This is a genomic window from Sphingomonas liriopis, from assembly GCF_024211255.1.
Taxonomy (GTDB): domain Bacteria; phylum Pseudomonadota; class Alphaproteobacteria; order Sphingomonadales; family Sphingomonadaceae; genus Sphingomonas; species Sphingomonas liriopis.
In genome coordinates this window covers 47366-61838 of record NZ_JAMLDY010000013.1, presented here as the reverse complement: position 1 = coordinate 61838, position 14473 = coordinate 47366, and the positions used below count along the sequence as shown (strand labels likewise).

Genomic DNA, 14473 nt, shown 5'->3' with positions numbered 1-14473 from the left:
CAAAACAAGCGAGAGGGGGGCGTAAAGCCCGATGCCACAGACCGACACCGCATCCGTGCAGGATATCGCCCGCGCCTTCGTGACCGCGCGCCGCGACGGCCATGCGCTGCCCGATTATCCCGGCGCGATTCCCGCCGATCTCGCCACCGCCTATCGTGTGCAGGATGCCGCGCTGGCGTTCGCCACCGGCGAGGTCGTCGGCTGGAAGGTCGGACGGATCAACCCGCCGATCGACGGCATCGACCGGCTGAGCGGCCCGATCTTTGCCGCCACGGTATTCGACGCCACCGACGGCGACCTGCCGATGCCGATCTTCGCGGACGGCTTCGGCGCGGCGGAGGCCGAGTTCCTGATCCGCATCGGCACCGCGCCCGACCCCGCCAAGACCCGCTATACGATGGCCGAGGCGCGCGACCTGATCGACGCGGTCCATGTCGGGATCGAGATCGCGAGTTCCCCCTTTCCCGGCATCAACGCGCTGGGCGCGACGGTCACCATTTCCGACTTCGGCAACAACAACGGTCTGGTCGTCGGCGCGGCGATCCCCGACTGGCGCGACGTCGACCTCAATCAATGGCCGATCACGCTCGATATCAACGGGACGCGGATCGGTGCGGCGACCGCGGCGGCGATGCTCGACGGGCCAGTCGGTGCGGCGCGCTTCCTGTTCGACCATATGGCGGCGCGCGGCATCCAGTTGCAGCCCGGCCAGTGGATTTCCAGCGGCGCGGTGACCGGCGTCCATCCCGTTGCGGTCGGCGATCGCGTGGAGGCCAGCTTCGATGGCCGCTACACCGTCGGCTGCACGATCACGGCCCGCTAAGAGGCCGATTTTCCCAGGAGAGAGATTGATGGCGACGATCGAAGAGCGGCAGAGGAGCGAGGCGCAGATCGCCGCCGCCGCCTCTACCGTGGGCCGCTACCGCTGGGTGATCTGCGGGCTGCTGTTCGCGGCGACCGCGATCAACTATGTCGACCGGCAGATGATCGGGGTGCTGAAACCGACGATCTCAAAGGACCTCGGCTGGTCGGAAACGACCTATGCCGACGTGATCTTCTGGTTCCAGGCGGCCTATGCGATCGGCTATCTCAGCTTCGGCAAGATCGTCGACGTGGTCGGCGCGCGGATCGGCTATTCGATCGCCTTCCTGATCTGGACCGCGGGGCATATCCTGTGCGGCTTCGTCAACACCGCCTTCCAGTTCAGCCTCGCGCGCGCGCTGCTCGGCATCGGCGAGAGCGGCAATTTCCCCGCGGGGATCAAGGCGGTGACCGAATGGTTTCCCGCCAAGGAGCGCGCGCTGGCGACCGGCGTGTTCAACGCCGGCGCCAACATCGGCGCGGTGGTGACGCCGCTGGTGGTGCCGTGGATCGTCATCGACATGGGACTCGGCTGGCGGATGGCGTTCGTCATCACCGGGCTGTTCAGCTTCCTCTGGCTCGCCGCGTGGATCGTCATCTATCGCCGCCCGCGCGAGCAGTCGCGGCTGTCGGCGGAGGAACTCGCCTATATCGAGAGCGACCCCGCCGATCCGGTCAGGCCGATCCCGTGGCGCCAGCTGGTCCGCTATCGCGAGACCTGGGCGTTCGCGCTCGGCAAGTTCCTGATCGATCCGATCTGGTGGCTGTTCCTGTTCTGGACGCCCGATTTCCTCGCCAAGACCTACAACCTTGATCTCAAGAGCTTCGGGCCGCCGCTGATCGTCATCTACCTGATCTCCGACCTCGGTTCGGTGGCGGGCGGCTGGTCGTCGTCGCGGCTGATGAAGCGCGGACTGTCGGCGAACGTCGCGCGCAAGCTGACGATGCTGATCTGCGCGTTTTTGGTGATGCCGATCTTCTTCGCCCAATATGCCAGCAACGTCTGGCTGGCCGTCGCGATCGTCGGCCTCGCGACCGCGGCGCATCAGGCATTCTCGGCGAACCTCTACACCATCCCGTCGGACATGTTTCCGCGCGCGGCGGTGGGATCGGTGATCGGGATCGGCGGCACCGTCGGCGCGATCGGGGGGATGCTGATGGCCAAGTTCACCGGCTATATCCTCGAGACGACGGGCAGCTACACGCCGATCTTCGCGGTGGCGGGCTCGACCTATCTGATCGCGGTGATCGTCATCCACCTGCTCAGCCCGCGTCTCGCGCGGGTCGATGCGGGCTGAACCCTAATCACCCTCACCCTTCGCCGCCTGCGGCGGCTCTTCCCTCTCCCGCCGGGAGAGGGAGGGAGCGGCGAAGCCGCGGAAGGGTGAGGGTGACCGCCGGAGAGGCAGCATGAAACTCACCTCGCTCCTGGCGCTCGCGACCGCTCTCCTCGCCACTCCCGCGGCGGCGCAGGACGGGCTGCTGTTCCGTGTCTCCGCCGACAAGGACCTCACCGCCGACAAGGCGGGTGGCGATCCCGTCCCCAACTTCCGCAGCGCGGTGACCGTCACGCCGGACGGCGCGATCGGCGGCGCGGCGCGCTGGGCGGACGAGGGCTATGTCGCGTGGCAGGCGCCGGGCAACATGATCGCGCAGCGCGGCACGCTCGCCTTCTTCTGGCGCGCGCGCGAGGCGGTGACCGAAGCGCCGTTCGTCATCTTCCGTGCCGGCTTCGCCGATCATACCAGCTGGGACATGGCGTTCCTGCGCATCGACTGGAACGGCCACGGCTTCGACGCCTTCGTCACCGACGCCAACCTCTCCCGCCTGCGCGTCTCGTGGCGCATCCCGACCCCGCCGACGCCCGAACAATGGGAGCATATCGCCTTTGCGTGGGACGAGGGCGTCGGCGTACGCCTGTTCGTCGACGGCAGGGAAGTGGCGCAACTGGAGCAGAAGGCCGATCTCGATTCCGGCCTCGACCAGTTCGGCATGGCGGGGCGCGTCATCAGCCCGCATCAGGTGCAGAGCCGCTACAGCTTCATGCGCGGTAGCGACCTCGATGAAATCCGCGTCTACGATCACATGCTGACGCGGGAGGATGTCGCCGCACTCGCCGCGAAGCGCGAACCCGCCGCGCCTGCCCCGGCCGATACCGCCGCACAACGCGCCGCCTGGCTGCACCGCTACGGCTGGGACAAGAGCGCCCCGCCGGTGCTCGCCGATCCCGTGACGAGCGTCCGCCGCATCGAGTTCGCCGATGCGAAGGACCTGAAACAATGGATGTACAAGGGCGTCGATGGCATCGCCGAGACGACCTGGCCCGGCGTCTACAACCGGTCGAAACTGCCCGGCCGCGACGATTATTTCGAGCTGCCCGACTGGAACGTCTACGTCGAAGGCGGCAAGCGGTATGACCTGACCGTTCCCGAGGGCCAGCGCTTCAACCGGGTCGAGATCCGTGGTGCCGCCTATGGCACGCTCGGCTGGAACGGCACGACGGTCGCGACGCGGGCGAAGGGCGTGGTGCGCAGCGTCGATGCGGTGGCACCGCATACCGGCGGCGTGCTCAGCTTCACCAACGTGATGCAGGAGCAGCCGATCCAGGAATTCTGGGCCTATGACGTCGGCACCGCGCCCGAGCCGGCGGGCAGCTTCAAGCTCGCCTATACGATCGACGCCAGCGCCTCGCCCAGACTCGCGAGCCTCGCCCCGCTCAACGCCTATATCGCCGGCCGTTTTCCCGCCGACGAGCGCGCGACGGTGCTGACGATGCCGTCCGCGGGGATGAAGGTCGCGGTCGGCGCGGGCGCGGCGGGGGCGACCGCGGCGGTCGAACGGGCGCCGGGCAAGCCGATCGTCCATGTCCTGATCCCGGCGAGCTTCGGCGATGCCTATCCCGACAAGCCTCTGGCGCGCGCCTGGGATTATGGCTGGCAGAACATCCACGACGGACTCGACGGAATCGCGATCGACATTCCGGCGCTCAAGGCCCAGCCCGACGCGCGCGGCCTCATCGCGCTCAACATCCGCGTCGCCGATCCGATCTGGCCGGCGCGCGCGATGATCGATCTGTCGGTGTCGGTCCGCCCCGGCGAGGCGCGGACCTTGTGGCTGGACCTGCGCGACCGCATCCTGTCGAACGACGGCCTGTACCTGACGATCGCGTCCGCCGCGCCCGACTTCGACGCGCAGAGCCTGAACGGCGCGAAGCTCCGCCTCGTCTTCAAGCCGCGCGCCGAGGCGGTAGAGGAGCATGTCGCCGACCGCTTCAACCAGGTGCGCGACAATTGGGGCTTCCTCGTCGAGGAACATACCGCGTCGAAGCGCGAGGCGCTGTACCGGCGCGTCTTCGCCGATATCTCCGACCTGCTGCGCGTCGATCCCGATCACGTGCAGGGCCGCGCCTATTGGGCGGATATCAACTACCGGCCCGAGAACATGCCCACCGTGACGCTGCCGCCAATCCCCGCCGGCGTTCCCGCATGGGCAGCGCGCCAGCTCGACGACCTCAAGATCACGCGCGACTTCGTGACGTGGTGGATCGACCACCGGCAGGTGCCCTATGGCGATTTCGGAGGCGGCATCTCCGACGACACCGACCTGACCCAGCAATGGCCCGGCCTCGCGCTGATGGGCGTCGAGCCCGACAAGGTGAACGCCTCGCTGCGCGCGGTGTCGGATGCGGTCTATGCCAATGGCATGCGGGTGAACGGCCTCGGCTATATCACCACCGACGAACTGCATGCGTATGAGGAGGGGCTCAACTCGGACGCGCAGCGGCTCTACCTCAACTGGGGCGAGCCCAAGGCGATCGAGCGGATCATGGCGACGACGCGCGCGCTGCAGGGCGTGATCCTGAAGAACCCCGCCGGCCACATGCATTTCGCGACCAACTGGTACGGTGGGCGCAAGGCGTATCGCGGCGGCGCCTTCGCGTGGCAGAAACCGTACAGTTTCACCGTGCTGCACGGGCCGATCCTGCTCGGCCTGTACAACGGCAATGCCGCGGTACGCGAGATGGTGACCGGCGTGATCGACGGCTGGATGGCGCATGGCACGCAAGCGCCGGACGGAACGTGGCGCTATCCCAACGAAATCCAGTGGGACAGCGACGCGGTGCGCACCGGCGACGGCGGCGGCGTGTCGACGCCGTTGCAGGGCGCGTGGGCGGCGTGGCGCTTCACCGGCGATGCCAAATATCTCCGTCCGATCGCGGGACGGCTCGGCGCGTCGGGCAACGGCCTCGCCGAGTTCAACGAGAACGCCTTCGACCTGATGCCGGGCGGCAAAGCCCTGCGCGACCGGATCGCCAAGGCGGCGGGAAGCGATCCCTTCACGCGCTACGCCGCCTGGGCGACGACCGGCGACACCGCGATCCTCGCCGCGCTGCACGCCGACGCGTACGTCGACAAGGCACAGCACCAATATATGTACACCGAGGGCCATTGGTGGTCCGACCGCGTCGACCAGCCCAACGATATCCTCCAGCGCGAGCGGCTCGGCGGCATCGCGCTACGCCGCAACCAGACGTGGCCGGGCAATACGGTGAGCTGGCGGTTCGCGACGCCCGGCGCAGCGGAACAAGTCGCCATCCTGATGCCCGGCGCGACGCGTGATGCGTTCAAGGTGATCGCCTACAACACCAGCGATGTCGCCCAGCGCGCGACGATGACGGCGTGGAACGTCACCGCCGGCCAGTGGCGGGTGACGACAGGCACCAGCAGCGACGAGGGCAGGACGGTGACGGCCGGCACGCCCGCGACGGTCGCGTTCGAACGCAGCACCGGGACGGAGGTCGCCTTCGCCCCCCACACCACCACGGTGATCGAGGCGCGGTTGCTCACCCCGGCGACCCCCGTCGAATCGCGCCCCGACATCGGCATCGGCCGCGACGACGTCGTCGTGCAGGGGCGGCGCGTGAGCGTGACGGTGCATGGACTGGGGTCGGTCGCCTCGGGCGCCGGCACCGCGACGCTGGTGACGACGGATGGCCGCACGGTGGCGAGCGTCGCCATCCCACCGATCGACGCGCCGAACGACCTCCAACCGCGTACCGTCCGCGTACGGCTGACGGCGCCGGTCGACCCTGCCGGCCTGACGGTCCGCGTGGCACTGGCGGGAGATGCGGCGGAGGTGACGCGGCTCAACAACGCGGTGACAGTGGGGCGGTGACCCTGGGTTCCCCAGTCTTTGCGAGACGCGCAGCCCTCGCCCAAATCCGCCGTCACCCCGGACATGTTCCGGGGTCCACCGGGCCGCGAACCCGAGAGCGTCGGTGGTGCGGAACCGTGGATGCCGGAACACGTCCGGCATGACGGAGGAGATTGGGGAAGGCTCATGCCCGGCAGGCGAAAGGTTGTCGCGCGACACCGACGCGCTGCCGTCTGCCGGCCTTCGCAGGGGACGTCGGGCGGTGCTGGTTGGGCTAGGGGCGAGCATGATCGCCGCCAGCACGCGCTCGCTGGCGCAAGGCGTGCCGGCGGACGCGCTCCGCATCGCGCTGGACGAAGCACAGCAACTGCCGCCCGGCGAGGCACTGGCCAGCCTCGCCGGCTTCGACCCCGCGACGCTGGCGCCACCACGACGCCTAGACCTCGTCACCGCGCGTGCCGGCCTCGCAATCGATGCGCAGCTCGCGACGCTCCCGAACACCCGCGGGCGCAGCGGCGGCTATCGCCCGATCGACCCCGCCGCGCGGATCGCACCCGGCCATTATGCGCTGCTGCTGCGCCGTCCGCTCGGCGACGTCACCCCGCAGGCCGCACAAGCGCGGCTGACGCGCGAGCTCGCCCGTCTCCACGCGCGTGCCGCGCAGGCCTTTGCCGCGATCGGCATGACCGAAGGCAGCATCGGCGAACGCTATACGCGGCTGTGGCGCGACGAACGCTTCCTCTACCCCGACGCCGACGCCGCGGTCGCCGACATGGCCGCGCTGCTCGCCGCCGCGCGATCCCGCGTCGCCGCGACGATCGGCCCGGTGCCCGGCTGGTGCACCAACGTCACCGTGCGCGGCCTGTCGCCCGCAGAGCTCGCCGCGGGCAGGAACGGCTATCGCGTTGTCCCCACTCCCACGCAGCGTGGCGGCTATATCGTCGATCTGCGCCGGCTGCGCGATCGCCCGCGCTGGACGATGCCGAGCGTCGTCGCGCACGAGCTGCTGCCCGGGCATATGATCCAGCTCGGGCTGGAGGGGATCGCCGCGCCGCATCCGCTGCGGATCGATTATGCGGCGAGCTTCGTCGAGGGCTGGGGCATATATGCCGAGACGCTGGCGGCGGCGGACGGCGCCTTCGCCGACCCGCACGCGCTGCTCGGCCACCTCCACTGGCTGATCTTCCGCGTCGCGCGTGCGCTTGCCGATCTCGGCATGCACCGCGACGGCTGGTCACGCGACGAAGCGCGTGCGCGGCTGGTCGCGTGGCAGGGCGAGCCCGCCTATTTCGCCCCTTTCGATACCGAAGTGACGCGCATCGCGCAGGAACCCGCCAGCCGCGTCGGCGAGGCGATGGCGTGGCTCGCCATCGCCGATGCGGTCGGCACGCGGCGTGGCACCAAGCGCATCGCGGTCCATCAGCGGCTGCTCGCCGCCGGGCGGATGCGCAGCGAGGCGGTCGGCAACATTTCCTGACGCGTCGCGGCGGACCCACAGCCGCCCTTCGCGCGTCTGGTGCGGCATGATCCGGGCCGTCTCGCCCGTGCGTTCTGCTGGAGGCTCATTTGGCCGCGTCTTTCGTCCATCACCTCGAACCGACCCTGTTGCCCGATCCCAAGCGGACGGTGATCCGCCCGTTCCTGCCCGGCGATCCAGACCCGTTCCGCGTCGAGGGGCAACCGCGCGGCGACCGCATCGTCGCGCGGCTGCTCGCGCTGCCCGACAACCAGATCGTGGCGATGGTCGATACGATCGTCGAAGGGCTCGGCGCACGCCATCGCGAGATCCCCGCGCTGCTGCTGCGTCGCTTCGCGGAGGTCGCCGAGCCGCTGAAACTCGATCCCGACCTGCCCGAGAACCGCAAGATGCTGATCGGCGGCTATTTCAGCGCCGAATATTCGTTCGAGGCGGCGGCGCTGTTCAACCCCAGCATCGTGCCGCACCCCGACCAGGGCGATTGTGCCGACGGCGCGATCCGCTTCGTCCTGTCGCTGCGCGGGATCGGCGAGGGGCACCTGTCCTCGGTCACCTTCCGCACCGGCACCTGGGGGCCGGACGACGACGACCTCGTCATCGATCCGCCGGGACCACAAGGCGTACCACCGGTGATCGAGGAACCCGACCCCGAACTGGTCCGCCAGATCGGCGCCAAGGCGCTGGTCCAGCTCAACTGCCGCGATGCCCGCGATCCGTCGGAGACGGTCCTGTTTCCGGTGGTCGAAAGCCAGAGCCGGGGAATCGAGGACGTGCGGCTGGTGCAGTTCCGTGACGACGACGGGCAGCAGACCTATCTCGGCAGCTATACCGCGGTCAGCGCCGAGGGCGCGCGGCAGGAAGTCATGCAGACCGACGATTTCCGTCTGTTCCACATGCATCCCGTCGATGGCCCCGTAGCGCCCGGCAAAGGCATGGCGCTGTTCCCCCGCAAGGTCGGCGGGAAGTTCGCGGCGCTGTTCCGCCACGACAACGAAAACCTGTGGTATGCGACGAGCGACACGCCGCTCGCCTGGGCCGATCCGGTGCGGATCATGACGCCGCAATATCCGTGGGAATTCATCCAGATCGGCAATTGCGGATCCCCGATCGAGATCGACGAGGGCTGGCTGGTGCTGACCCACGGCGTCGGCATGGTGCGCAGCTATTGCATCGGCGCGGCGCTGCTCGATCGCGACGATCCGACCAAGGTATTGGGCCGCATGGCGGAACCGCTGATCGCGCCGGACGGCGAGACATGGGACGGCTATGTGCCGAACGTCGTCTATTCGTGCGGTGGGCTGGTGCGCGGGCGCACGCTGCTGCTGCCCTATGCGCTGGCCGACGACATGACGAGCTTCGCCACCGCGCCGCTGGATAAGTTGCTGGCGGCGATGCGGTGAGCTGGATTCACGCGAAGACGCTAAGACGCGAAGAAGGTTGATTCACGCGGAGACGCGGAGGCGCATAGAACGCAAAGAGAGAAGCCCGCGAAGTACCACCAACCGTTCGCCCTGAGCTTGTCGAAGGGCATTGAGACTCACTGTGCTTCGACAGGCTCAGCACGAACGGTTGGAGAGGGAGAGGCGCATTGCGCCAGCGACCATCCCCTCCGCGCGAAGCCCCTTCTTCTGCGCGTCTTTGCGTCTTCGCGTGAAACCTTATTTTCCCTCAGCCCACACCGTCAGCAGCGTGTGCGCGATCGCATAGGGTGGCGGCGGCAGGAACGGGCCGGGTTCGCCCGCCAGTACCGCGCGGACCATCTCGCGCGGGACCCACATCGCATCCTCCAGCTCGTTGGTGTCGAGAGTCAGCGCGTCGTCCTCGGCCACGCCGATGCAGGCGATCATCAGCGACGAGGGGAACGGCCAGGGCTGGCTGGCGACATAGCGCACGGCACCGACCCTCACTCCCGCCTCCTCGTGGATCTCGCGCGCGACCGCTTCTTCGACCGATTCGGCGGGTTCGAGGAACCCGGCGAGTGCCGAATAGCGGCCCTCGGGCCAGCCCTTGCCGCGACCGAGCAGCGCGCGGCCGTCATGTTCGGCGATCATGATGACGACCGGATCGACGCGCGGGAAATGTTCGGTGTAGCAGGCGTCGCACTGCCGCCCCCAGCCGGCGCGGAACAGATGCGTCGTCGATCCGCAGCGCGCGCAGAAGCGGTGCCGCGCATGCCAGTCGAGCAGGCTGCGCGCCGCGGCATAGGTCGCCGCCTCGCCCGGCTGCAACGCCGTCAGCATCGTCATCAGCGCGGGGCTTCGCATCGCCGGCGTCGTCCCCTCGCCGCTCGCCGGCAGCAGCGCGGCGACGTGCGCGCGGTCCTGCGCGTCGAGGCCGAGCAGGATCACCTCCGCCTCTTGCGGAAGATCGGCGAGACTGGTCCAGGCGAGGTGGCCATCATCGGTCACCTGCGGCGTCAGCCCGTCGAGCACCAGCAGCCGCGCGCGCCAGTCGAGCTTCGCCGACAGCGCGGCGGGATCGTGGCGCAGCGCGTCGGCGCGGTCGAGCGTGCCGCCGGTAAAGCCCGGAACGAAGCTCATCGCCGGAACCGCGACAGATCGGTGGCGAGCGCCCGTACCGTCTCCTGCCGCACCGGCCAGCGATCGGCGGGGAAGTAATTGACCATGATCGTGCCGCGGATCTTCTTGACCGGATCGACGAAGGCGACCGTGCCCGCCGCGCCGCCCCAGCCATAGGTGCCCTTCGACGGCGTGCCGCCCGGCCCGTCGGCGAGATAGACCGACCCGCCCGCGCCGAACCCCATCGGCGTCGCATTCGCCGCCGCACCGCCGGTCGCGCCGCCGACCCCGCCGAAGCTGACGCCCGCGGGCAGCAGGTTCGACATGGCGAGCCGCACCGTCTCGGGCTTCATGATCCGCACGCCGTCGAGCGTGCCTCCATCGGCGAGCATGTGGAGGAAGCGGTCGTAGTCGCGCGCCGACGCCACCAGCCCCGCGCCGCCATAGGGAAAGCTCGGCGGCTGGAGATAGACCGAGGTCGCCGCCGGATCGAGCGGGCTCAACGCATCGCCGACGAAGGTATAATTGGTGGCGAACCGCGCCACCTCCGCCTGCGGCACCGTCCAGTAGCTCGACGTCATTTTCAGCGGCGCGAAGATGCGCGTGTTGACGAAGCGGTCGAACGGCATGCCGCTCGCCACCTCGATCACGCGGCCCATCACGTCGAGGCCGACCGAATAATTCCACTGGGTTCCCGGCTGCGCGATCAGCGGCGCCTGCGCGACGCGGTCGGCGAACGCCGCCAGCGTCGCCGGGCGGCTGCGGCGCGCCAGCGGCTCGACCTGCGCGTTGATCGCGGCGGGCAGGATGCCCAATCGCTCGTATTCCTTGAGCAGCGCGCCCTTGGCGATGATGTTGTAGGTAAGGCCCGAGGTATGCGTCAGCAGCATGCGCACCGTGATCGGCCGCACCGCGGGCACGCTGGCGAGGCTCGCCTGCGGGTTGGTCGCGACCTTCATCGTCGCGAAGGCGGGAATGTATTTCGAGACGGGATCGTCGAGGCCGATCTTGCCTTCCTCGATCAGGATCATCGCCGCCATCGCGGTGACCGGCTTGGTCATCGAATAGACGCGCCACAGGCTGTCGGGCGTCGCCTGCGCGGCGCCGGCGTCGGTCGCGATCCGGCCGGCCTCGACGAACAGCGTCGGGCGATCGCCGACGCCGAACGCGGCGACGATGCCAGGCATCTTGCCCTCGCGGACATAGCCGTCGAGCAAGGCTTGCGTGGTCGGCAGCACCGCACGGCCGAGCGTATCGATAGTGCCCGTCGCCTGTGCCGGCGCTGGCATCGGCGTATTCTGGCGCAGCGCCTGTCCGCCGATCGCCGCGGTGGCGAGTAAGCCCGCAAGGCCCAGTCCGACGATTCCGTGAATTCGCTTCATCCGTCTCTCCTCATCACCGCGGCGGCCGCCTTGGCGAACAGCGTCGGCAGTCCGGCGCGGTCGAGGTCCGCGATCGGCCACCATTCTCCCATCCCATCGTGATGCGCGTCCGTCGTGGCGACGGCAAGCGCCAGTTCGATGTCGAAATGGGTGAAACCGTGCGCGACGGTCGCGTTGCGCAACCGCCAGTCGGCGACGACCGGCGGTTCGGCAAGTCCCGGCACCGCATCGACCCACGGCCCGGTCGGCAGCGCGCGCATGCCCCCAAGAAGCCCCTTGCCCGGCCGCCGCACCAGCAGCACCTCGCCACCGCGTTGCAGCCAGAAGATCGTGCCGTAGCGCTGTGGCCGCGCCTTCTTCGCCGCCTTGACCGGCAATCGCTCGGGCGCGCCTTCGCGGAATGCCAGGCATTCGTCCTGCAGGGGGCACAGCAGGCACGACGGCGTCTTCACCGTGCAGATGCCCGAGCCGAGGTCCATCATCGCCTGCGCGAAGTCGCCGGCGCGTGCGTCGGGGGTGATCCGGTCGGCGGCGGCGCGGATCGCGACACGCGCGCCGGGCAGGGCTTCGCCAATCGCGAACAGCCGCGCGACGACGCGCTCGACATTGGCATCGACCACCACCGCACGGCTCCCGAAGGCGATCGCCGCCACCGCCGCCGCGGTATAAGCGCCCAGCCCCGGCAGCGTGCGCAGCGTCGCCTCGTCCGCCGGAAAGGCGCCGCCATGATCGGCGACCACCGCCTTCGCCGCCGCGACCAGATTGCGCGCGCGGGCATAATAGCCGAGCCCCGCCCAGGCGGCCATCACCTCCGCCTCGTCCGCCGCGGCGAGGCTCGCGAAGTCGGGCCAGCGCGCCACCCAGCCTTCGAATCGCGGCCGCACCGCGGCGACCGTCGTCTGCTGGAGCATCACCTCCGACAGCCAGACGCGATAGGGATCCGCCACCTCCCCCGGCAGCGCGCGCCACGGCAGCGCGCGGCGGTGACGGTCGTACCAGGCGAGCAGCGCGGGGGCGACATGCGCGGGATCGGGGCAAGAGCGTGTAGCGTCCACGGCTTCGCTATGGCATGGAGCCGCCGATGAGCAAGCGCGTCCGCGCCCCCGATTCCGATCCCGTCCGCCAGAACCGCGCCCGTGCGGTCAGCGAACTGCTGCCCGCGATCCACGGCGCCGCGTTCAAGCGATTCGGCTTCGTCCAGAGCGCGCTGGTGACGCGCTGGCCCGAGATCGTCGGGACCCGCTGGGCCGCCGCCTCCGCGCCCGAATCGCTGCGCTTCCCGCCGGGCAAGAAGGCCGACGGCGTGCTGACCCTCGTCGTGCGCGGCGCGCATGCGCCGATGATGCAGCATATCGCGCCCGAGATCGTCGAGCGGGTCAACCGCTTCTTCGGCTATGCCGCGGTGGCGAAGCTGACGATCCGCCAGGGCGAGGTCGCCAGACCGGTGCCGCGCGCCGCGCCGCCGTCGCTGAAGGCCGCGCCGGTCGAGATCGGCGAGGGGCTGAAGACGATCGCCGACCCCGAATTGCGCGCCGTGCTCGAATCGCTCGCCGCCGGGGTCCATGCCCCCCGCACCCTTCCCAGGATCAGCTGATGCCCCGTTTCGCGCCCCTCGCCGCTCTGTCCTTCGCGCTGATCGCCGCCGCACCCGCGACCGACTGGAGCCAGATCGCGCGGCCCACAGCCAAGGGCGCCTATGTCTTCGGCAACCCCGCGGCGCGCGTGAAGCTGATCGAATATGGCAGCTACACCTGTTCGCATTGCGCCGATTTCGCCAACGAAAGCGCGCCGGTGCTGAAGGGGCAGATGATCCGGTCGGGCAAGGTCAGCCTGGAATACCGCCACCTGATCCGCGATCCCGCCGACCTCGGCGCGGCGATCCTCGCGCGCTGCGCCGGCCCGCGCGGTTTCGGGGCTGCACATGCGATGGTATTCGCGACGCAGAAGACGTGGCTGCCCAAGGTCGCCGCCTATGCGGAGGCGCATCCCGACGTCGCCACCAAGCCGCTGGTGGTACAGGCGCGCGCCTTTGCCGATGCCGGCGGGCTGACCGCGGCGATGCGTGCGCGCGGGCTGTCGCTGCCGCAGGTCAACGCCTGTTTCGCCGACAAGGCGGGCGTCGATCGGATCACCGCGATGACCGGCGACGCGCCGATCGAGGTGAACAGCACGCCGACCTTCTACCTCGACGGCGTGTTGCAGCCCGCAGGTGGCTGGTCCACGCTGGAACCCGTCCTTCGCGCCAAGGGCGCCCGTTAAGATGGAGCGTTATTCGATGAAGTCCCTCGCATCGCTGGCCATGCTGCCGCTCGCGCTCGCCGCCTGTTCGAAGCAGGATGCGGGCACCCCCGCCGCGCCCGCCAGCCCCGTCGCCGCGGTCGCCGCGCCTGCCGGGCAGAGCTGGACCGACACCGTCTCGCGCACCGCGGAGGGGACGATCGTCGGCAACCCCAATGCACCGATCAAGCTGGTCGAATATGGCTCGCGGCTGTGCCCCGCCTGCGGCGCGCTCGCCCGCGAAGGCTACGAGCCGCTGATGAACACCTACGTCAAGAGCGGCAAGGTGAGCTTCGAATACCGCGAATTCCTGATCCACGGCGCGCCCGACGTGCCGCCGGCCTTGCTGGGCAATTGCACCGATCCCGCGGCGTTCTTCCCGATCCTCGAACAGATGTATCAGGCGCAGCAGGGCTTCAACGACAAGCTGCAGGCGATGCCGCCCGCGATGCAGCAGCAACTGCAGACGGCGAAGCCCGTCGATGCGATCCGCATGATGGCCGAACAGATGGGTCTGATCGACTTCGCCAAGCAGCGCGGCATCCCGGAGGCGAAGGCCCGAGCGTGCCTGGGCGACATGACGCAGATCGACCGCTGGACCAAGCAGACGCAGGACAAGGGCGCCGACGGCACCGTCTCCGGCACGCCGACGCTCATCATCAACGGCAAGAAGGCCGATGCGCTGAGCTGGAGCCAGCTCGAACCGCTGCTGAAGGCGGCGGGCGCGTAAGTATTATCGCGCGAAGACGCGAAGACGCGAAGAAGGTTGATTCACGCGGAGGCGCGGAGGCGCGGAGAAAAAG

Annotated in this window: 11 protein-coding genes; 8 read left to right on the top strand and 3 right to left on the bottom strand. The window is 69.2% G+C overall.

Going from position 1 to position 14473, the window contains the following annotated elements; translation table 11 throughout:
• Window positions 1–31: 31 nt before the first annotated feature.
• The 5 genes from M9979_RS11845 (at window position 32) to M9979_RS11825 (ending at window position 8892) form a co-directional block, all read left to right on the top strand.
• On the top strand, window positions 32–823 hold the full coding sequence (locus tag M9979_RS11845; RefSeq protein ID WP_254289562.1) for a 2-keto-4-pentenoate hydratase: 792 nt from the start codon (window positions 32–34) through the stop codon (window positions 821–823).
• 28 nt (window positions 824–851) lie between these two features.
• On the top strand, window positions 852–2159 hold the full coding sequence (locus M9979_RS11840; protein WP_254289561.1) for an MFS transporter: 1308 nt from the start codon (window positions 852–854) through the stop codon (window positions 2157–2159).
• 112 nt (window positions 2160–2271) lie between these two features.
• A complete protein-coding gene (locus M9979_RS11835; RefSeq protein ID WP_254289560.1) occupies window positions 2272–6036 on the top strand; it encodes a LamG-like jellyroll fold domain-containing protein in 3765 nt (1254 codons plus the stop codon).
• Window positions 6037–6301: 265 nt separating this feature from the next.
• A complete protein-coding gene (locus M9979_RS11830; RefSeq protein ID WP_254289559.1) occupies window positions 6302–7492 on the top strand; it encodes a DUF885 family protein in 1191 nt (396 codons plus the stop codon).
• 89 nt (window positions 7493–7581) lie between these two features.
• The gene (locus tag M9979_RS11825) at window positions 7582–8892 is read left to right on the top strand and encodes a glycoside hydrolase family 130 protein (RefSeq protein WP_254289558.1); all 1311 of its coding nucleotides are present in this window, start codon (window positions 7582–7584) and stop codon (window positions 8890–8892) included.
• Between the two features lie 258 nt (window positions 8893–9150).
• Here M9979_RS11825 and nudC read toward each other — a convergent pair whose 3' ends face one another.
• Genes nudC through M9979_RS11810 form a run of 3 tightly spaced genes read right to left on the bottom strand, consistent with a single transcriptional unit; the run spans window position 9151 to window position 12448 of the window.
• The gene (gene nudC / locus M9979_RS11820; protein ID WP_254289557.1) at window positions 9151–10032 is read right to left on the bottom strand and encodes an NAD(+) diphosphatase; all 882 of its coding nucleotides are present in this window, start codon (window positions 10030–10032) and stop codon (window positions 9151–9153) included.
• Window positions 10029–11393: a serine hydrolase domain-containing protein gene (locus M9979_RS11815; RefSeq protein WP_254289556.1), complete on the bottom strand. Its 1365-nt coding sequence runs from the start codon at window positions 11391–11393 to the stop codon at window positions 10029–10031. Before M9979_RS11815 ends, nudC begins: the two co-directional genes overlap by 4 nt.
• Window positions 11390–12448, bottom strand: coding sequence for an A/G-specific adenine glycosylase (locus M9979_RS11810; protein ID WP_254289555.1), 1059 nt, complete (start codon window positions 12446–12448; stop codon window positions 11390–11392). Before M9979_RS11810 ends, M9979_RS11815 begins: the two co-directional genes overlap by 4 nt.
• 26 nt (window positions 12449–12474) lie before the next feature.
• Between M9979_RS11810 and M9979_RS11805 the strand changes: the two genes are divergently transcribed.
• The 3 genes from M9979_RS11805 to M9979_RS11795 are packed head-to-tail and all read left to right on the top strand — an operon-like array spanning window position 12475 to window position 14400.
• On the top strand, window positions 12475–12987 hold the full coding sequence (locus tag M9979_RS11805; RefSeq protein WP_254289554.1) for a DUF721 domain-containing protein: 513 nt from the start codon (window positions 12475–12477) through the stop codon (window positions 12985–12987).
• Window positions 12987–13652: a DsbA family protein gene (locus M9979_RS11800; protein WP_254289553.1), complete on the top strand. Its 666-nt coding sequence runs from the start codon at window positions 12987–12989 to the stop codon at window positions 13650–13652. The genes M9979_RS11805 and M9979_RS11800 overlap by 1 nt, the downstream gene beginning before the upstream one ends.
• Window positions 13653–13668: 16 nt before the next feature.
• Window positions 13669–14400 (top strand): DsbA family protein, encoded by a 732-nt coding sequence (locus M9979_RS11795; protein ID WP_254289552.1) that lies wholly within the window; start codon window positions 13669–13671, stop codon window positions 14398–14400.
• The last annotated feature ends 73 nt before the right edge of the window (window positions 14401–14473 follow it).

Bases quoted from the DNA above. Each gene is read 5' to 3' on its own strand.
- M9979_RS11845 (WP_254289562.1), top strand. From the start codon at position 32: ATGCCACAGACCGACACCGCATCCGTGCAGGATATCGCCCGCGCCTTC.
- M9979_RS11840 (WP_254289561.1), top strand. From the start codon at position 852: ATGGCGACGATCGAAGAGCGGCAGAGGAGCGAGGCGCAGATCGCCGCC.
- M9979_RS11835 (WP_254289560.1), top strand. From the start codon at position 2,272: ATGAAACTCACCTCGCTCCTGGCGCTCGCGACCGCTCTCCTCGCCACT.
- M9979_RS11830 (WP_254289559.1), top strand. From the start codon at position 6,302: ATGATCGCCGCCAGCACGCGCTCGCTGGCGCAAGGCGTGCCGGCGGAC.
- nudC (WP_254289557.1), bottom strand. From the start codon at position 10,032: ATGAGCTTCGTTCCGGGCTTTACCGGCGGCACGCTCGACCGCGCCGAC.
- M9979_RS11815 (WP_254289556.1), bottom strand. From the start codon at position 11,393: ATGAAGCGAATTCACGGAATCGTCGGACTGGGCCTTGCGGGCTTACTC.
- M9979_RS11805 (WP_254289554.1), top strand. From the start codon at position 12,475: ATGAGCAAGCGCGTCCGCGCCCCCGATTCCGATCCCGTCCGCCAGAAC.
- M9979_RS11800 (WP_254289553.1), top strand. From the start codon at position 12,987: ATGCCCCGTTTCGCGCCCCTCGCCGCTCTGTCCTTCGCGCTGATCGCC.
- M9979_RS11795 (WP_254289552.1), top strand. From the start codon at position 13,669: ATGAAGTCCCTCGCATCGCTGGCCATGCTGCCGCTCGCGCTCGCCGCC.